The organism is Actinoplanes subtropicus (assembly GCF_000721705.1).
In the GTDB taxonomy this organism is placed as follows: domain Bacteria; phylum Actinomycetota; class Actinomycetes; order Mycobacteriales; family Micromonosporaceae; genus Actinoplanes; species Actinoplanes subtropicus.
This window is the reverse complement of sequence record NZ_JOJL01000042.1, coordinates 20074-37663: the sequence shown is the minus strand read 5'-3', so window position 1 is coordinate 37663 and position 17590 is coordinate 20074. Positions and strand designations below refer to the sequence as shown.

The 17590-nt window shown below is 71.9% G+C and carries 16 protein-coding genes and 1 pseudogene; 3 read left to right on the top strand and 14 right to left on the bottom strand.

What is annotated here, in order from left to right; all coding sequences use genetic code 11:
• Positions 1-10 precede the first annotated feature (10 nt).
• Both IH26_RS0143455 and IH26_RS0143450 read right to left on the bottom strand, forming a co-directional pair.
• On the bottom strand, positions 11-466 hold the full coding sequence (locus IH26_RS0143455; RefSeq protein ID WP_051809589.1) for a sortase domain-containing protein: 456 nt from the start codon (positions 464-466) through the stop codon (positions 11-13).
• A 142-nt stretch (positions 467-608) separates the two neighbouring features.
• Positions 609-1940: a jacalin-like lectin gene (locus tag IH26_RS0143450; protein WP_030442158.1), complete on the bottom strand. Its 1332-nt coding sequence runs from the start codon at positions 1938-1940 to the stop codon at positions 609-611.
• A 122-nt stretch (positions 1941-2062) separates the two neighbouring features.
• On the opposite strand from IH26_RS0143450, the gene IH26_RS64105 reads away from it, so the two are divergent.
• On the top strand, positions 2063-3790 hold the full coding sequence (locus tag IH26_RS64105) for a phosphatase PAP2 family protein (RefSeq protein ID WP_030442157.1): 1728 nt from the start codon (positions 2063-2065) through the stop codon (positions 3788-3790).
• 1154 nt (positions 3791-4944) lie between these two features.
• Here IH26_RS64105 and lhgO read toward each other — a convergent pair.
• Complete coding sequence (gene lhgO, locus IH26_RS0143435) at positions 4945-6147, bottom strand: L-2-hydroxyglutarate oxidase (protein WP_030442156.1); 1203 nt, start codon at positions 6145-6147, stop codon at positions 4945-4947.
• Between the two features lie 5 nt (positions 6148-6152).
• The gene (locus IH26_RS0143430) at positions 6153-6620 is read right to left on the bottom strand and encodes an aldehyde dehydrogenase family protein (protein ID WP_030442155.1); all 468 of its coding nucleotides are present in this window, start codon (positions 6618-6620) and stop codon (positions 6153-6155) included.
• A 120-nt stretch (positions 6621-6740) separates the two neighbouring features.
• Between IH26_RS0143430 and IH26_RS64795 the strand changes: the two are divergent.
• Positions 6741-6860: pseudogene (locus IH26_RS64795) on the top strand (hypothetical protein); the annotation flags it as partial.
• 115 nt (positions 6861-6975) lie between these two features.
• Here the strand turns inward: IH26_RS64795 and IH26_RS0143425 are convergent.
• The 4 genes from IH26_RS0143425 to IH26_RS0143410 all read right to left on the bottom strand — a co-directional run bounded on the left by IH26_RS0143425 (position 6976) and on the right by IH26_RS0143410 (position 10253).
• A complete protein-coding gene (locus tag IH26_RS0143425; RefSeq protein WP_030442154.1) occupies positions 6976-7413 on the bottom strand; it encodes a hypothetical protein in 438 nt (145 codons plus the stop codon).
• 12 nt (positions 7414-7425) lie between these two features.
• Positions 7426-7611 (bottom strand): heme-binding protein, encoded by a 186-nt coding sequence (locus IH26_RS0143420; protein WP_245665945.1) that lies wholly within the window; start codon positions 7609-7611, stop codon positions 7426-7428.
• A 57-nt stretch (positions 7612-7668) separates the two neighbouring features.
• Positions 7669-9657 carry a PAS domain S-box protein gene (locus IH26_RS0143415; protein WP_051809643.1) on the bottom strand — a complete coding sequence of 663 codons (1989 nt, stop codon included), beginning with the start codon at positions 9655-9657 and terminating at the stop codon, positions 7669-7671.
• A 218-nt stretch (positions 9658-9875) separates the two neighbouring features.
• Complete coding sequence (locus tag IH26_RS0143410) at positions 9876-10253, bottom strand: hypothetical protein (protein WP_030442151.1); 378 nt, start codon at positions 10251-10253, stop codon at positions 9876-9878.
• A gap of 277 nt (positions 10254-10530) precedes the next feature.
• Here IH26_RS0143410 and IH26_RS0143405 point away from each other — a divergent pair, with 277 nt between their 5' ends.
• Positions 10531-11157 (top strand): GntR family transcriptional regulator, encoded by a 627-nt coding sequence (locus tag IH26_RS0143405; RefSeq protein ID WP_211268865.1) that lies wholly within the window; start codon positions 10531-10533, stop codon positions 11155-11157.
• 149 nt (positions 11158-11306) lie between these two features.
• Here the strand turns inward: IH26_RS0143405 and IH26_RS0143400 are convergent, their stop codons facing one another.
• From IH26_RS0143400 to IH26_RS54735, 6 genes are all read right to left on the bottom strand, one after another.
• A complete protein-coding gene (locus tag IH26_RS0143400) occupies positions 11307-12887 on the bottom strand; it encodes a purple acid phosphatase family protein (RefSeq protein WP_030442149.1) in 1581 nt (526 codons plus the stop codon).
• Between the two features lie 99 nt (positions 12888-12986).
• Positions 12987-14399 carry a sensor histidine kinase gene (locus tag IH26_RS0143395; RefSeq protein WP_030442148.1) on the bottom strand — a complete coding sequence of 471 codons (1413 nt, stop codon included), beginning with the start codon at positions 14397-14399 and terminating at the stop codon, positions 12987-12989.
• Complete coding sequence (locus IH26_RS0143390) at positions 14396-15100, bottom strand: response regulator transcription factor (RefSeq protein ID WP_030442147.1); 705 nt, start codon at positions 15098-15100, stop codon at positions 14396-14398. The genes IH26_RS0143395 and IH26_RS0143390 overlap by 4 nt, the downstream gene beginning before the upstream one ends.
• 10 nt (positions 15101-15110) lie before the next feature.
• Complete coding sequence (locus tag IH26_RS0143385) at positions 15111-15575, bottom strand: FMN-binding protein (RefSeq protein WP_030442146.1); 465 nt, start codon at positions 15573-15575, stop codon at positions 15111-15113.
• Between the two features lie 16 nt (positions 15576-15591).
• Positions 15592-16971, bottom strand: coding sequence for a ferredoxin reductase family protein (locus IH26_RS0143380; RefSeq protein ID WP_030442145.1), 1380 nt, complete (start codon positions 16969-16971; stop codon positions 15592-15594).
• A 121-nt stretch (positions 16972-17092) separates the two neighbouring features.
• Positions 17093-17560: a hypothetical protein gene (locus IH26_RS54735; RefSeq protein ID WP_030442144.1), complete on the bottom strand. Its 468-nt coding sequence runs from the start codon at positions 17558-17560 to the stop codon at positions 17093-17095.
• Positions 17561-17590 lie beyond the last annotated feature (30 nt).

Sequence of the window (17590 nt, the reverse complement as noted above, 5' to 3'; positions counted from 1 at the left end):
GCGGTTGAGGTCAGTCCGGGACGCTGCGGGCGTATACCACCAGGTTGCTCCCGTAGGCGCCGCCGCCGCGGGTGACCAGGGTCAAGGCCGGATGGTCGCGGGGGCCGTAGACCCGCTCGTTCGGGAACGCCTTGCGCGGGTGGAGCCCGACGCCGGTCACCACGAACCGGACGAGCACCCCGTCGGCCCGGCGCACCACGATCTCGTCGCCCGGGCGCAGCAGCCGCAGCCGGGAGAAGGCCGCGCCGGCATGCCCGGCCATCACCGCGGACCCGGGCTCCCCCGGCGCCGGCGACCGGCGGTCCCAGGCGACCGGCTCGTCCGCGCCGGCGGCCGGCACGTCGAGCGCCCGCTCCGGCCGCGACCCGATCGGCACCACGCCGGTCCGCACCCCGACGGCCGGAATCTCCAGCCCGACCGGCGCCGAAGGGCCGAGCACCTGTTCTTTCCCGGCGTCAGCGAGCACGGCGTCTCCCCAGAAGCGCGGCAGCGGGGCGACACCGCCCCCGCGCACCGTAACTCCGCCGGGAAACGTGCGATACGTACCTGTCTGTGATCGGTCAGAAGCGGCCGGGCCCCCGCCGGCGCGGAGGCCCGGACCGGACGACTCAGCGTTGCGTGTAGATGAACCCCACCTTGTCCACCTCGTCGCCCGAGCGGCCCTGGAAGCCGGCCACCTGCCAGCCGCTGGGCGCGGTGCGGGTGACGCAGTCCGACGTGGTGGTGCCGCCGGCCAGGGTGTCGCCGGCGCTGGTGGTGAACTGGGCGTAGAAGATGCGGGTGGTGTTGTTGTACTTGCCCTCGCAGAGCTTCACCGAGGTCACGTACTCGTTGCTGCCCAGGGTGAGCGACGACGCGGTGCCGCCGGTCCCGCCGTGCACGAGCACCGTGCCGTTGCTCAGGGTGAGCCCGACCTGGTCGACCCGGCTGCCCGACCGCATCGAGATCACGCCGGGCCGGCCGGCCGCGGGAACCGAGTCGATGTCGGTGTAGTAGTCGCCGTGCGGGCCACCGAACTGCTCGCTCATCTGGAACGCCGCGTTCGTCGACCAGGTGAACTTCACGCTGATCGGGTCGTGGTCGCTGAGCATCAGCCCGGACGAGTCCTCGAGGAAGCCGGCGTGCTGGTTGTGGTACGCGGTGGCGTTCAGCGTGACGAACTTGCTGCTGCGGTAGAGGACCTTGTCGACCACCTCGCAGGTGTCGGTGATCGCGTTCTCGTCGCAGAGCAGCGGGTCGGCCCCCATGGCCGGCGGCACACCGCCGCGCTCCAACTGCACCCAGGCGTCGGTGAGGCCGTTGCTCTGGGCGAAGGACAGGATCGTGTCCCCGGTACGGGTGTACCGCGTATTGGTGTCACCCATGACCACCACCGCGTTCCCGGCCGAGTGGGACGCGATGAACGAGCTCAGCTGACTGAGGTTGTCCGCCCGCGAGGACAGGTCGCCCGAGTTGGTGCCCGCGTTCGTGTGCAGGTTGTAGAAGTCCACGTAGACGCCCTCGGCGAGCCGTTCCCGCATGAAGGTGAAGCCCTTCGGGGTCAGGCAGTCGCCGGAGTCGATCTGGCACGAGTTCCAGTGCACCCGCTCGAAGTCGTCGGCGTCGTACGCGTAGTTCGACAGCGAGTTGAGCCCGCTGCCGATCCCGGCCCCGCCGCTGGTCGGTGTCCGGTACGGGTGCGTGTCGGCCGCGTACAGGTAGGCGTGGTAGTTGAAGTCCTCCTGGACGTGGATGATGTCGTACGGCCCGAGGCGCTGCCCGATGGCCGTGGTCGCGGTGTCGCGCGGGGTCGGCGCGCTGGACAGGCTCTCCGGGAGCCCGGCGACGTTGTAGGTGAGTGCGGTGAAGGAGCCACTGGCGGCGAGGGCGGGCTGCGGGGCCACGGCGAGGACCGCGCCCACGGTGACGACTGCGGCCAGGCCGGCCGCTATCCGAGACATGTACCGGAGAGTAGGTTTTTATCGCGGTCGATGGAATCCATGTGTTAAAACTCCTAGGTGAAAAAAGTTCTCGTTCTGGCGTCATTCACCGCCGGTTCGCCGTCGTCATCGAGCATTCGCCCATGATCAATTCTCAGCTGAGCCGTCGCGCGCTGCTGCGCGCCACGGTCGCGGCGTCCGCCGGCGTCGTCGCCGGGCCGGCCATCCTCCGCGGACTGCCCGCGGTCGCGGCCCTCACGACGTCCTTCGTAGACAACTACCAGACCAATATCGGCGCCAACGTCACCGTCGACACCAACGCCGCGGTCCGCGCCCTCTCCGGCATGCAGCGGCTCTGGCAGACCGGCACGGCCTGGAACACCGGCACCGTGCTCGACGCCCCCGCGCTGCACGCGAGCATGGGCTACGCGGCCCGGATCACCCGGACCCGCACCGCCGCCGACGAGGCCCGCGCCTTCGTCCAGGACCGGCAGAACCAGAGCTACGCCGCCATCTCCGGCCTCGGCCCGTGGGCGGCGAGCTACCGGGCCGGCGCCCTCGCGGTCACCTCGATCACCTCGGCGCCCGCCGGCACCCCCGCCACCACCATCGACGACACCGTCCCGGCCGGCGCCCCGGCCGGTTCGACCCTCGGCGCGGGCTCGCCCACCTCCGCGCTCGGCCAGGTCGTCACGCTGGTCAACACGCTGCGCGGCAACTACTCCTCGGGCAACCCGAGCAAGGCGGCCTACCAGTACCCGCGCCCGTGGCGGATGAACAAGGACAGCGTCGTGGTGGACACCGGTGCGGTCGACGCGCTCGGCTACCCGGTCTACGACTCGCCGGTCGTCGTGGTGCCGCAGTTGCTGCGCCAGCGCAGCGCCACGCCGGCCACCGACGGCGGCTTCCCGAGCGGCCACACCAACGCCTTCTTCCTGGCCGCGCTGGCCTTCGCGTACGCGATTCCGGAGCGCTTCCAGGAGCTGGTGACCGCGGCCTTCGACCTCGCCGAGACCCGCATCGTGGCCGGCATGCACTCCCCCGTCGACGTGATCGGCGGCCGGATCCTGGCCACCGCGCTGGCCGCCGCGATCCTCAACGACCCGGCCAACGCGACCCTCAAGGCCGCCGCCCGCGCCCAGGCCCTCGCGTACTTCGGTTCCGTGGTCCCGGCCGGCCCCGACGCCTACGGCGACCGGGCGGCGAACGAGCGCCTGGTCACCCCGAAGCTCACCTACGGCCTGCCCCGCGGCCGCTGCTCGGCCGGCGCGTACGTGGTGCCGAAGGGCGCCGAGGTGCTGCTCGAGACCCGGCAGCCGTACCTCTCCGCCGACCAGCGCCGCGAGGTGCTCCGCACGACCGCGATCGGCGCCGGCTGGGCGCTGCTCGACGGCCCCGAGGGCTGGGGCCGCCTCAACCTGTTCGCCGCCGCCGACGGCTACGGCTCCTTCGACCGCGACGTCGTCGTCTCGCTGGACACCGCCGACGCCTGGCGCAACGACATCGACGGCTGCGGCGGCCTGGTCAAGACCGGCGCGGGCACCCTGACCCTGACCGGCGACAACTCCTACCGCGGCGGCACCACCATCGCCGCCGGCACCCTCGCCGCCGCCTCACCCGGCGCACTGGGCCGCGGCGACCTGGTCGTCACCGCCGCCGGCACCCTGGCCGTCTCGCACACCGTCGGCATCGACGGCGACGCGGCCCTCGACGGCACCCTGACCATCGAGAACGCCGGCCGCTGCGACGGAACCGTGCTGCGCGCCCGCCGCATCCGGGGCCGCTTCGCCAAGGTGGTCGCCCCCACCGGCTACCGCGCCGAGGTGTCCTACTCCCGCACCGCGGTGGCCGTCCGCCTGCACCGAGCCTGACGAGAACCGGGCAGCCGGCACGGTCCGGCTGCCCGGGACTCAGGCGCCCGCGACGGTCCGGCGTCATTGCCCCCGCTCGCAGGTCCCAACCATGAGCGGCCCCAGCCTGACAGGCCCCGCTGAAGCGACCCTGGCACGCCGCTGAAACGCGATGCGAGACCTGAGCGTTTCCCTTTCGCACCTTTACCGTACGGGCGCCAGACAGGTCCCCGGCGTGCCCGGAGCGCCGGCTGCAACACCGGCTCCGACCCCGGCCGCCGCGCGGGCCCGGCCCAAGACCACAACCCCCGCCCCTGGGCACCATCACGCACCGGTGCACCAGAACCCACTGCTGCTCACCGCTCGCCGACGTCCCCGGCAGATCTTGAAGGCCCGCCGTTCCCCGCGAACGGAAAATCCACACCGATGCGCTCGACTTGGCCGAGAGCGGAGATTTCCGGTTAGCTGGGAACGCCGCTCCTTCAAGATCGCCCCGCCCTCGCCCTCGCCCCCGCCCCCGCCCCGCGCGCCGCGCCACCCCGCCCAGCCCCCCGCGCCACCCGCCCCGACCCGCCCCGCGCCACCGCGCCGCGCCGGCCCCGCACGCCGCAGTGGCCACGCCGACCCTGGTGTCTCACGCCGGGCGAGATACTCGCTGGGCGAGATACTTGCTGGGCGAGATACTTGCTGGGCGAGATACTCGCCGAGCGAGATACTCGCCGAGCGAGGCAACTGCTGCAGCTGTGGAAGGGGCCCCGTCCTGAAGGCGTCGACCACCGGCCAGGCCCGGGTTTGGGTGGTCGGGCCAGCGCGGACTGTCGCCTCAGCCCTCGTCAGCGCGGCGTGGGCATCACGACGCCGAGCTTGTCCGCCGCGACTTCCAGCTCGGCCCAGACCTTCGGGGCGACCGGGACGCAATTGGCCGCCCGCGACTCGGCGACCGCCGCGCTGTTTTCGCCCGGTAGCGGATCGGGTTGGCCGGGTCGTGCTGGGGCAGGCCGTGCAGGGCGGTCAGTGTCTCCGCGACGTGCCGGGTGAACTCGGTGGCGTCGCCGAACGCGGCCGGGTCGAGGGCCAGGATCAGTGCGTTCTGCCGGTGTTGGCGACCACCCGGCTCGCCGGCGGGCCGTGCTAAGTCCCTGGCGCGCAACCGGTTGTTGCAGGAAGAGTCCGCGCTACGTGGCCTTGCCGTCGATCACGTCGAGCACGTGCTCGGCGATGGCCATGCTGGAGGTGGCGGCCGGCGAGGGCGCGTTGCGGACCGCCGTGACCGGGCCCAGCCGGTGGATGCGGAAGTCGTCGACCAGGCTGCCGTCGCGGTCCAGGGCCTGCGCGCGTACGCCGGCACCGGCCCGCACCACGTCCTGCACGCCGATCTCCGGGACGTAGAGCCGGGCCGCCTTCATGTACGCGCTCTTGGAGACCGACCCGTACATCTCCTTGATGCCGGTCCGCCAGTGCTTGGCCGCCATCCGCCAGGTCCCGGGCCAGGACGCGATCCCCCACAGGTCGCGCGCCGAGAGGTCGCCCAGCCGGTAGCCCTCGCGCGCCGTCGCGAGCACCGCGTTCGGCCCCACCTCGAGCGTCCCGTCCACGCGGCGGGTGTAGTGCACGCCCAGGAACGGGTACCGCGGGTCGGGCACCGGGTAGATCAGCCCGCGTACCATATCGGCCTTTTCGGGTTTGACCTTCATGTACTCGCCGCGGAACGGAATGATCCGTGGCGCCGCGATGTCGCCCGCCAGCCCCGCGACCAGGTCGCTCTGGATGCCCGCGCAGACGATCAACTCGTCGGCCCGCACCTCGCCCGCCGGGGACAGAACGGACAAGGCACCGGTATCCCGCCGCACGGAAGTGACCGGGAAGTTGAACCGCACCTCGCCGCCCGCCGCCATGATGTCGTCGGCGAAGGACTGCGCGATCTTCACGTAATCGGTGATCGCGGTCTTCGGCGAGTAGAGCGCGGCCAGCCCGGTCCCGTGCGGCTCGATCTCCAGGATCTCCTCGGGCCCGACCCGCCGCAGCCCCGGCACCAGGTTCGCCCCCGCGCGGGCGGCCAGCGCGTCCAGCCGGGTCACGTCGTCCGCGTTGACCGCAACGACCAACTTCCCACATTCGTCGTACGGCAATTTCCGGTCCGCGCAGTACTCCCGCAGCATGGCCCCGCCGCGGGTGCAGAGCAGCGCCTTGAGGCTGCCCGGCCGGTAGTAGATGCCCGCGTGCACGACCCCGGAGTTGTGCCCGGTCTGGTGCACCGCGACGCGGCTCTCCTTCTCGACCACCACGACCCGCGCGCCCGGCCGCCGCTTGGTCAGCTCACGCCCGATGGCCAGGCCCACGATGCCGGCCCCGATGATCCCGATCGTCTCGTCCGACATCCCGGTCACCGCCCGAAGTGGATCGCGACGGTCTTGACCCGGGTGTGGGAGGTCAGCGCCTCGACGCCCTGCTCCTTGAACGCCGAGCCGCTGTCCTTGCGGGTGTCCGGGCGTACGTCATGGACGAGCGACCCGTACGCCTCCCGGGCGTGCCCCGCGCAGTAGTCGAGGAAGTCGGCGGCCTTCTCGACCTCGTCGCGCGCCGCCCGGAGCGTCTTGCCGTTCTCCGTGGCCACGCCGAGCGCGATCTCGCCGGCCCGCTCCCGCCGCAGCCCCCCGGCCCTCGCCAGCACCTTTGCACGCTCCGGCGCCGGCGTGCGCCGCCAGACCGCGAAGCCCCGCCCGGCCGCGTCGTAGATTCCGGTGACCTGGGCGGCCGTGAGCGCTGGAACCCGGACCACGGGCTGCCGCACGTCCACCGGGTCGAACACGCCGACCCCTCCGGCGAGCGTTTCCATGGTACGTACGAACATCCCCACTCCTCGGGTTCGCGCATTCAGGCCGAATAGTAGGAACCCTAATGGTGAGCAACCACGCACTCGCAGGCATGCACTGGTTGCACCACGCGCGTGCGAGCCGGAGTCGGAAATCTGATGGAATCCCCGGGCCGAATACATCGACAAGTCCCTGGAGGATCCTGTGCACTGCGCGCCTACGAGGTGCATGCCGAGGCCGAGGCGTCGCCGCCGGCCTTCAATTTGTACGAGCAATACATCGACCGATCGGCATTCGAGGCACACACCGCCAGCGACCACTTCGCGGACACGATCTCGGAACGGTCCGCCCCCGCCTCGCCCAGCGTGATGTTTCGTTCGGCGACGTCCTCGCCTAGTCCTCCGCCGGCACCGTACTCATTCCGGAGATCGCCTGCCAGAAGAGGACCGCGGCGACGGCGAGCAGGAGGACGGCGGGCGCGACCATCGAGACGGCGTGGACGTGGCCTTCCCTGAGGTTGCTGGCCCGGCGAGCGTCGTAGGTGATGTTGACCCGGTCGCCGACCCGCGTGCCGCCGTCGAGGGATTCGGTCCATAGCGTCTCGGGCGTGCCGGCCGGCGTGGTAAAAGTGATCAAATAGTCCTCTTGGCGGCCGACCCCCTGGGTGTCCTCCACGGTCGCCACGGCGTGCGCGGGATGGGACAGCAGCCCCAAGTAATCGGACTCGATGCGGAACAGCGCGAACAGGCAGCCGATGCCGAGCAGAAGCGCGCCACCGCGGAACGCCCACCGGAGGACGAGGGCGCCGACCCGGTTCGGCGGAACGCGCATGGATACCGACTCTCAGCCTCGCTTGCCCGGCACGCCCCAGGACTGGAACTCCCATTGATATCCCAAGGCCGCAAGAACCGAGTCGGCGATGTGCTGGTCCTCGTCGCCGGTGCCGCCGGCTACGCCCAGGCCGCCCAGGATTCCGGCGTCGCGTTTGATGGCGACGCCGCCCTCGGCGACGATGGGGTGGGCGACCATCGTCGACAGCGAGGCGAAGAAGCCGGGTTGTGACCCGCACCTTCACCGACACCGGGATCACCGTGGAGCACCTGTCTCCGCAGGATCGGATGGGGCGAGACTGAACGCCTCGTGCACCTTGCGCAGCAGGTCGCCGGCCGTGAACGGCTTCTCCAACAGCGGGAACTCCTCGCCGAGCACCCGCGTCGTGCCGAGCAGCCCGTTGGAATAGCCGGACATGTACAGCACCGGCAGCCCCGGCGTCCGCTCGTGCACCAGCTCGGCCAGTCGCGGCCCGGACATCTCCGGCATGATCACGTCGGTGAGCAGCGCGTCGCAGCCCTTCTCCCGGAAGATGGCGTACGCCTCGGCGCCGGTCCCCGCGGCCAGCACCCGGTAACCGGCCCCGGTGAGGATGCGGGTCACCACCCGGGCTAGCGCCGCCTCGTCCTCGACCACCAGCACGGTCCGCCCCGCGCCGCCCGGCGGGGCCGCGCCGCGGGCGACCGGTACCGGCACGCCGGCCTCGGTGGTGGCGAGCGGCAGGTAGATCCGGAACGTGGTGCCGACCCCGAGCTCGGAGAACACGTTGATGCTCCCACCGGCCTCGGTGACGATCCCGTAGACGGTGGCCAGGCCCAGACCCGTACCCTTGCCCCGGGGTTTGGTGGTGTAGAACGGCTCGAAGATGTGCGCCGCGACCTCGGCGGACATGCCCTCCCCGGTGTCGCTGACCTGCAGGCGGGCGTAGTGTCCGGCGGCCACCGCGGGCCGCATGTTGAGCTCGTCGCCGTCCAGCACCGCCTCGTCGGCCTCCAGCACGAGCGTGCCGCCGTCCGGCATCGCGTCCCGGGCGTTGATCGCCAGGTTGAGCAGCACCTGCTGCAGCTGGCCGGGGTCGCCGTGCACGGTCAGCGGCCGTCCGGCCGGCCGGGCGAAGAGGGCGATGTCCTCGCCGATCGTCCGGTCGAGCATCGTGCGCACCTCGGCGATCGCGGCGTTGAGGTCGACGTCCTGCGGCTGGATCGTGTCGCCGCGGGTGAAGGTGAGCAGCTGCCGGGTGAGATTCATGGCCCGGTCCGCGGCCGTACGCACATGGGCCAGGTCGTCCAGGATCTTCGGGTTGCCGTCGCTCTCCTCCATCGCGAACTCGGTGTAGTTCACGATGATCGCCAGGATGTTGTTGAAGTCGTGCGCGATCCCGCCGGCCAGCTTGCCCAGGCTCTCCATCCGCTGCGCCTGGTGGGTGCGCTCCTCGAGCGCCCGCTGCCGGTCGGCGGCCTCCTTGGCGGCGCCGATGTCCCGGGCCACCACCGAGGTCCCGGTGATCGCCCCCGACGAGTCCCGGATCGCCGCCAGGTTCACCGACACCTCGACGACCGAGCCGTCCTTGCGCAGCTGGCGGGTCTCGTACGCGAGATGCCGCTCCCCGCCGTTCATCCGCTCCAGGAGCTCCCGCTGCTGATCGGCCCCCGACTCGTCGGTGATCATCGAGACCGGCCGCCCGACGATCTCCTCGGCCCGCCACCCGAACATCGCCTCCGCCCCGCCGTTCCACGCGGTGACCAGCCCGTCGAGATCGACCCCGAGGATCGCGGCGTCGGTGTGCTCGGCCACCGCGGCGAGCGTGGTCCGATGATTCTCGGCGGCGTCCCGGGCCGCCCGCTCCCGCGCGTCGGCCTCGTCCAGGCGCTGCCGCTCCCCGGGCGCCACGTAGATCGCGCCGGGCCCGAGCAGCACCCCGTAGCCGCGGCGCAACGTCCAGTAGTAGACGCCGATGGCGGCGGTGAGCAGGTCCCAGACGGCCGAGGGCCAGCCGTGGCCGCCACCGGCGTGGTGCAGGTGGGCGCCGCCGTCCGCCGCGGCGGCGATGATCGCCTGGTACGTGCTGAGCGCGTGCAGGCCGTGCCCGACCGCGCAGCTGAAGAAGATGAGAGCGGTGGCCACCGCCAGCTTGTTGCTCCGCAGCTGGCCGGCCCGCCCGACCGGCACCACGATGGCCACCATGATCGCCGCATAGGCCGTCATGATGACCAGGTTGCCGAGCAGGAAAAGCTGTTCCGGCACGATCGTCAGATCGGCACCCAGGCCGAGTTGCTGAGGGCGCGCCGGACGCTCGCCCGCTTCCCGCACGCCTGGCGTGTCACTCGGCCGATGCGCCGCTCGTCAGGGCATCCCCGCGCCCCGCCCCGATCAGGTCGGGCGTCGCCCCGCTGATCTCGGCCCTGGGGCCGCCGCCCGCCTCATGCCGGCCCACGCCCGCGGCCGGTCGAGACCCTGGGCCGTCAGCGAAGCCGGCGCAGCTCCCGCGCCCGGGCGGCGGCGAGCAGACCGACAACGGCGGTGGCCACCAGCAGAACGACCGCCCAGACGAACCCCCAGGAGACCAGCCCGCGCGACGCGACGCTGCCGGCGAGGTCGCCGTCGAACAACCCGGAGAGCACGCTGATCAGGCAGAACACGCTGAGAAGGACGGCCGCGACCAGGCCGGTGGGAGGGCGTACGTTGCGGGCGGCCAGCCAGGCGAGGAGGAGTTGCACGGCCCCGACCGGCAGCGGCACGGTGGAGTTGGTGTTGAAGCCCCAGGCCTTGCCCCAGGTGGTGGCGCCCGTGGCGACGCCGATGAAGCCGCCGATCACGTCGCAGACGATCAGCACCAGCATGGCGACGAGGAGACGCCGCTCGGGGCCTATAGGCGCGATGCTAGCAGTGCGACTTTCACACGCCGAGCAAGATACTAGCTCGGCGAGATACTCGCTCGGCGAGACACTCGCTCGGCGAGACACTCGCTCGGCGAGATACTCGCTCGGCGAGACACCGGCGAGAACCGGACGGCGTCGCGTCACGGCCGGGCGGTATCCTTGCGCCCACCCGATCAGGCGGCGACCACAGGGACGACGAATATCGATGGCGGCAGAGGGCGACGGTGACCGTCGGCACGTGAGCGACGCCCTGCGCGACGCGATTCTCCAGGGCGAGTTCCTGCCCGGCGAGCGGCTGGTCGAGGCGCAGCTGATGACCCGGTTCGCGGCGAGCCGGTTCAACGTGCGCGCGGCCCTGCAGGATCTGACCGCCGAGGGCCTGGTCGAGACCGAGCGCAACCGGGGCGCCCACGTGCGCAAGGTGTCGCTCGACGAGGCGGTCGAGATCACCGAGGTACGCATGGTGGTCGAGGGCCTGATCGCCGCCCGCGCCGCCGAGCGGATCGACGCCGGGCGCGCCTCCGAGCTCGACGAGATCGGCCTGCTGATGCGGCGCGCGGTCGAGTCCGGTGAGCACCGGCGCTACCACGATCTGAACGGCAGGCTGCACGCGCTGATCCGCGAGATCGCCGGCCACCGTACGGCCGACCGGATCGTCGGCACGCTCCGCGGCCAGCTGGTCCGGCACCAGTTCGTGCTGTCGCTGCTGCCCGGCCGGCCGCAGCAGTCGCTGCCCCAGCACGAGCGCATCATCGCCGCGATCCGCGCCGGCGACCCGAAGGCAGCCGAGGAGTCGATGCGCGAGCACATCGCGAGCGTGATCGAGGCGCTGCGCTCGATCGACCAGCTGGGCGGGCCGGCCTGAGCGGCCGGGTTTCAGCGGCCGCGGCCACCGCGGGCGGCCAAGTTTCAGCGGCCGAGGAGGGCGGCCACGTTTCAGCGGCCGCGGAGGGCGGCCAAGTTTCAGCGGCCGAGGGCGGACCGGCCTGAGACCGGGCCGCCCCTGACCCGCGGTCAGTGGTGCCGGTCGGAGCGGCGGCGCTGCAGCGTGAAGCTCTCCAGCGGCACGATCTCCCCGTCCGGGACGGTCACGTTGTAGTACGTCACATAGATCCGGGTGACCGACCCCGGCCCGGTGCCCGGGTCCACCGTGAAGGCCGCGAAGCCGTACGGGTGCTCCGCGTCCCGCAACGCCAGCCAGGGCGTCTCCTCGAACACGTAGGTCGCGGGCCGCTTGCCGCCACCGGCCGGCGGCGCGCCGACCGCGGTGATCACCTTGGCCTTGTTCGCCGGGAAGAACTTGCCGTTCGTGGTGCCGCTGACGCCACCGCCGCCCAGCACCATGTGGGTGGTCCCGGCCGAGGCGTCGACCGTCGACGTGTCGGTGCCGGCCGGCCGCGGGGTGAGCGTCTCGGTGCCGGAGACCACGCCCCGCACCGGCAGCGACCGCTCGTAGTCGTGCTCGTGCCCGCAGACCACCAGGTCGACCTGGTACTTGTCGAACAGCGGGCCCCAGTTCTGCCGGATGCCCAGGTCGGAGCCGTTCGCGTCGGACGAGCTGACCATCACCTGGTGCATGCAGACGACGATCCAGTCGATGTCGTGCGAGCCGCGGGCCTTGGCGAGCTCGTTCTCCAGCCACCGGCGCTGGCCGCCGCCGGAGTAGCCGCTGACGTAGTTGTCGCCGCCGTCCTGCAGCGCCACGTCGTCGTTCTGCAGGCTGATCACCCGCACCGAGCCGACCGTGAACGCGTACCAGAGGCCCTGCAACTCGGCCGCGTCGCCGTTGCCGGGGAGCTTGAAGTACGTCTGGTAGGCGCTGAACCCGAGCGGCCCGTTGTTCTTCTCGTTCTCGTGGTTGCCGGCCGCCGGCATCCAGGCCCGGTAGCGCGCCGACCGGGTGTTGTTGGCGAAGAACGAGTTCCACGTACGGACCCGGTCGGGGTCCAGGTTGGCGTAGCACAGGTCGCCGTTGAGCAGGTGGAACAGCGGGTTGATCTGCTCGATGCCGGCGACGATGTCGGCGTTGGCCGGGGTGTTGTTGGCGTTCATCTGGGGCGTGTAGCCGCCCTTGCCGTCCGGCTGCCAGGTCACCTGCGGCACCGACTGGTCGCCGAAGCTGGTGAAGGTGAACGCCGACCGGCCGCGCGGCGCCGTCTGGAACGTGCCGGCGTCGGGCCGGCCGCCGTCGTGCAGCGCCGCGTACGTGTAATAGGTGTCCGGCCGCAGCCCGGCGAGCGTGGCGTGATGCGCGTACACGGTCTTGCCGGAGAGGCCGTCCACGTACGTGCGGGTCTCCGCCTCGACGCAGTTCCCGTGCCCGCCGTCGAGCGAGCCGTAGCTCACCCGCGGCCGGCGCACCGCGGTGTGCGTGATCCAGGAGACGACCATGCGGGTCGCCGGGTCGGCGCCGAAGGTCAGGTGCAGGCCCTCGACGGGCGGAGCGCCGAGGCTCTCCGGCTTGCCGAGCAGCAGGGGTGAGGAGGCGGCGGCCGCCGGCGTCGCGTCCGTCGCGACGGTGGCCGCCGCGCCGACCGCGCCGAGGGCGATCAGCGCGCCGCGGCGGCTGATCCCGTTGTTGACCATTTCGCTCATGCGCCGGACGCTATGGGCCGGCACTGCACTCACGGAAAACAATATCTGGCGGCGACACATCTACGCGCTGACACGGAAGTTTCCTAGAACGTCGTCTAATCAGGACGTCGCAGGTAGGCGAATCGTCACGGTGGTTCCCCGGGGCGGATTCGGACCGGCCGTGACCGTTCCGCCGTGGTGCGCCGCGGTCTGCGCCACGATGGCCAGCCCGAGGCCCGATCCCGGCATCGAGCGCGCGGCCGTGGCCCGGTAGAACCGATCGAAAACGAACGGCAGGTCGTCCTCGGCGATGCCCGGCCCGGCGTCCGAAACGGTCAGCGTGCCGTCGGCGGTGAGCGTCGTGGTCACCTCGCCGCCGGGCGGGCTCCATTTCGCGGCGTTGTCGAGAACGTTCACGACCATCCGCTCGAGTTCGCTCGGGCGCCCGGTCACCGTGACCGGGGTCAGCTTCGTGGTGAAGGTGAGCCCGGGCGCCCTGATCCGTACCCGATTGATCGCGGCCGTGACCACATCGCTCAGCTCGACCGGTTCCGGCTCCTCCCGGGTGGTCTCCTCGCGAGCGAGTTCGACCAGTTCGGTGGTGAGCGTGGCGAGTTCGCGCACCTGCGCGTCGAGGTCCTCGAGGAGCTTGGCCCGCTCCTCGGGCGGCAGCCGGTGCGCCAGGTCGGGCTGCCGCTCGACCGCGAGCAGCAGTTCCACGTTGGTGCGGATGCTGGTCAGCGGCGTGCGCAGCTCGTGCCCGGCGTCCTCGACCAGCGCCCGTTGCGCGCGGCGGGAGCTGTCGATCGCGGTCAGCATGGTGTTCACCGACCGGCCCAGCCGGGCAATCTCGTCGTCGCCGGTCACCTCGATCGGCCGGGTCAGATCGGTCGTCGCCGCGACGTCCTCGACCGCCGACGTGAGCCGTTCCACCGGCAGCAGGCCGGCCCGCGCCACGGCCCGGCCGGCGAAGGCCGCCGCGGCGATGCCGATCACGCAACCGGCGGCCAGCAGGAAGGCCAGGACCGCCAGCGTACGGTGGGAATCGCCCTCGTTGATGGCGACCTGCACCGCGCCCCCGCCGGTGAGCGGCATGGTGAGCATCTGGTAGCTCTCGCCGCCGATCGCCACCTGCTCCTGCACCGGATGGCGGCGGGTCTGTCCGGCGGCCGCCTGCCGGGTGAGCGCGGTCACCGGCAGCGGGCTGTCCGCCGAACTGGTCACGGCTCCCGACGAGTCGACGATCTGCCAGCGCGGGCCCAGCTCCCGGCGATGCGGGCCGAACCGGCCCGGCCCGCCGCCCCCGGGAAAGCCCGGATCGGGCAGCACCGCCCCGGTCGCCGCCCACTGCCCGGGCGCCTGGGAGATGGCCAGCGCGTCCGCGCTGAGCTGCTCGCTGATCCGATGCTCCTGCAGCTCGCGCACGGCGATCCAGGACGCCACCGCGAACGCCACCAGGGCCAGCGCGACCGTCCCCGCCACCAGCAGCGCCAGCCGCGAGTGCAGGTTCTGCCGGCCCCACCAGGCGGTCACAGCGGCTCCTCGCGCAGCGCGAAGCCCACCCCGCGCACGGTGTGCAGCAGCCGCGACTCGCCCTCCGCCTCCAGCTTCCGCCGCAGGTACCCCAGGTAGACGTGGATGCTGTTGGACGACTCGCCGAAGTCGTAGCCCCACACCTGCTCGAACAGCGCCGCCCGGGTCAGCACCTGGCGCGGGTGCCGAAGGAAGGCCTCCAGGATCGCGAATTCCGTACGGGTCAGCCGCAGCGCCCGGTCGCCGCGCCACACCTCCCGGGTGGTCGGGTCGAGGCGTACGTCGGCGAACGTGAGCACGTCGTCGCCGGCCGGCTCGGCCGGGCCCGGCGGCGTGGTCAGTACCGATCGCCGCAGCAGCGCCCGCAGCCGGGCCAGCAGCTCCTGCAAGGCGAACGGCTTCACCAGATAGTCGTCCGCGCCCGCGTCCAGCCCGGCCACCCGATCGCCGACGCTGTCCCGGGCGGTGAGCATCAGGATCGGCAGGACCACGCCGTCGGCGCGCAACAGGCGGCAGGTCTGCAAGCCGTCGAGCCGCGGCATGCTCACGTCGAGGATCATCGCGTCCGGCTCGGCGGACCGCACCGCCTCGAGCGCCTGCACGCCGTCCTCGGCCGTGTCCACCCGGTGGCCCTCGAACCGGAGCGTACGGGCGAGCGAGTCGCGCACCGCCGCGTCGTCCTCCACCACCAGGATCCGCACGGGTCCCCTCTCACTTCAGGTTCGCGGCGTCCAGCGCGGACTGCAGCGACTCCTTGTAGCCGTCGCTGGTGACGGTAGCGCCGGAGACCGCGTCGATGTCGGCGCTCTGCTTGTCCAGGGTCTCCTGGCGCAGGACCGGCAGCGCCCGCGCGTTGATCTCGACGTCCCGGCCGTTCTCGTTCGGATAGGTCGGCACCGCCACGTCGGTGACCTTCCCACCCGACACGGTGATGCTGACCTGCACCGGCCCCCAGCGGGTCTGCGCGATCGACCCGGTGTAGGTCTTGCCGCCGCTCGACGTGCCGCCACCGGTCGAGGTGCCGTCGTCCTCGTTCTCACCCGACCCGCCGGCGAGCGGCGCCGAGGCCACCGCGGTCGACGAGGACGCCGACGGCCCCTCCAGGCTGGTCCGGTAGCTGAACAGCAACACCACCGCGGCCACCGTGGAGAACAGCCACAGCGTTATCCGACGCATCTCGACCCTTCCGCCTTCACCAGGAGAACAGCTCGGTGTGCACCCGCGCGGCCGGCGCTCCCGCCTGGCGCGCGGCCGCCCGGGCCGCCTCGGCCCACTCCTCGGGCCCGCAGATGTACACATCCGATCGCGCCACCTGGGGAGCGATCTCGGTCAGCGCCGCCGCGTCCGCGTGGTCCGCGTACCGGGCCGGCAGCCACGACTCCCGCTGCGCGCGCCGGCCGAGCAGATACACCACCCGGACCCCGCGCCGCGCCGCGAACCACTCCAGCTCGTGCCGGAACGCGATCTCCGCCTCGCTGCGCGCCCGGTAGATCAGCGTCGCCTGGCCCGGCCCGTACGGCAGCTCGCCGAGCAGCGACAACAGCGGCGTCACGCCGATCCCGCAGGCCAGCATGGTGACCGGGCCGCCGGCGTACGTCTCGCTGGTCAGTTTGCCGTAAGGCCCCTCGACCAGGACTCTCGTCCCCGGCCGCAGCCCCGCCACCCGCGCGCTTCCGTCGCCGAGGTCCTTCACGGTGATCCGCAGCAGGCCGCCGTGCGGCGTCGCGCTCAACGAGTACGGATGCGATCGCGACCAGCCGGGACCGTCCAGAAAACGCCATTGGAAGAACTGTCCGGCCCGCACCGGCAGCCGCTCCAGCGCGCGCCCGCTCAGATAGACCGAGGTGAGACCCGGCCCCTCCGGCGCCACGTGCGAGACGACCAGGCGGTGCCGCCAGTTGCGCCAGGCGGGCAGGCCGATCCGGTACGCCAGGATCGCGCCCGCCGACACCGCCCACAGCGTCCACCAGTAGACGGTCGCCGCCACCGACCCGAGGAAGTCCTGACCGGTCCACAACTGATGCGGAAGCGCCAGGCCGACGCCCAGGTACGCGTACAGGTGCAGGAGATGCCACGACTCATAGCGCAACTTCCGGCGCGCCGCCCGCAGCGAGGTGGCCACGACCAGCACGAGCAGCGCGCTGCCGGCCACCGCGAGCAGCATGCCCGGATAGTTGGCCGTCAGATCCCACAAGGTCGGCACGAACCGGGCGAGGCTGCCATATCCGATCGTGATCAGCACGATGTGCGCCACCATCAGCCAGAACGAGCTGAAACCCACCCATCGGTGCCACCGCGCCAGCCGATCCTGCCCGAACGCGCGCTCCACGATCGGGATCCGCGCCATCAGCAGCACCTGCAGCAGGAGCAGATCGGCCGACCACAGGCCGGTGAGCTGCCCGGACGCGAGCGGGAAGCCCGTCGAGAGCGCCTGCACGCCGCCGTCCGACACCCACAGGGCGGTCACGATCAGCAGCGACGTCCCGGCGGCCAGACCGCCCAGATCCGCCCACCACCGTGGCGCCGCCCGGGGGAGGCGGGCGATCGGTGGCGACAGAGTGGTGGCGGACATGCTCCTACCTTCGGGCGCGCGGGTTAAAGGTCCTTCACGCTTCCCTAAGAGTTGGATAAGAGGGCCGACCCGCGTCTCCGCTGATGGTGCCTCGTCCGGCCGCTTCGAGCCAGTGCGCCGGTCAGGCCGCCCGCCAGCGGGCCCGGTCCTCGCCCGCCTTGCGGGTGCAGCGCATCCTCGTGCCCTTCGACGTGTAACCGATCGCGCCCTCCGGTGCGCAGAACGCGCCCGGGTGCACACCCTGTTGCCCGGACGGCGGCTTGGTGGTCGGCGTCGGGCTCGGCTTCTTCGTGGTCGGCTTCGGGGTCGGCCTCGGGCTCGGCTTGCTGGTCGTCGCCTTCGGCCGCGGTTTGACCGTGGTCACGGCCGGCGCCGGAGTCTTGGTCGTCGCCTCGGCGGCCGGGGTCGCCTCGGCTGTCGGGGTCTCGGCGGCCGGGGTCGCCTCGGCCGTCGGGTCGCCGGCGGCCGGCGTGCTGGTGACGACATCGGCGGCCGGCCGGCCGGGCTGTTCGGTGGCGGAGCAGCCGGTGAGAAGGACGCCGAGGACGGCGAGGCTGATCAGGGCGGGTTTCGGGCGCGGCATGGTCATCGGATCACTTTCGGCCGTACGGAACCCGGA

Bases quoted from the DNA above. Each gene is read 5' to 3' on its own strand.
- IH26_RS0143450 (WP_030442158.1), bottom strand. From the start codon at position 1,940: ATGTCTCGGATAGCGGCCGGCCTGGCCGCAGTCGTCACCGTGGGCGCG.
- IH26_RS64105 (WP_030442157.1), top strand. From the start codon at position 2,063: ATGATCAATTCTCAGCTGAGCCGTCGCGCGCTGCTGCGCGCCACGGTC.
- lhgO (WP_030442156.1), bottom strand. From the start codon at position 6,147: ATGTCGGACGAGACGATCGGGATCATCGGGGCCGGCATCGTGGGCCTG.
- IH26_RS0143430 (WP_030442155.1), bottom strand. From the start codon at position 6,620: ATGTTCGTACGTACCATGGAAACGCTCGCCGGAGGGGTCGGCGTGTTC.
- IH26_RS0143425 (WP_030442154.1), bottom strand. From the start codon at position 7,413: ATGCGCGTTCCGCCGAACCGGGTCGGCGCCCTCGTCCTCCGGTGGGCG.
- IH26_RS0143420 (WP_245665945.1), bottom strand. From the start codon at position 7,611: ATGGTCGCCCACCCCATCGTCGCCGAGGGCGGCGTCGCCATCAAACGC.
- IH26_RS0143410 (WP_030442151.1), bottom strand. From the start codon at position 10,253: ATGCTGGTGCTGATCGTCTGCGACGTGATCGGCGGCTTCATCGGCGTC.
- IH26_RS0143400 (WP_030442149.1), bottom strand. From the start codon at position 12,887: ATGAGCGAAATGGTCAACAACGGGATCAGCCGCCGCGGCGCGCTGATC.
- IH26_RS0143385 (WP_030442146.1), bottom strand. From the start codon at position 15,575: ATGCGTCGGATAACGCTGTGGCTGTTCTCCACGGTGGCCGCGGTGGTG.
- IH26_RS0143380 (WP_030442145.1), bottom strand. From the start codon at position 16,971: ATGTCCGCCACCACTCTGTCGCCACCGATCGCCCGCCTCCCCCGGGCG.
- IH26_RS54735 (WP_030442144.1), bottom strand. From the start codon at position 17,560: ATGACCATGCCGCGCCCGAAACCCGCCCTGATCAGCCTCGCCGTCCTC.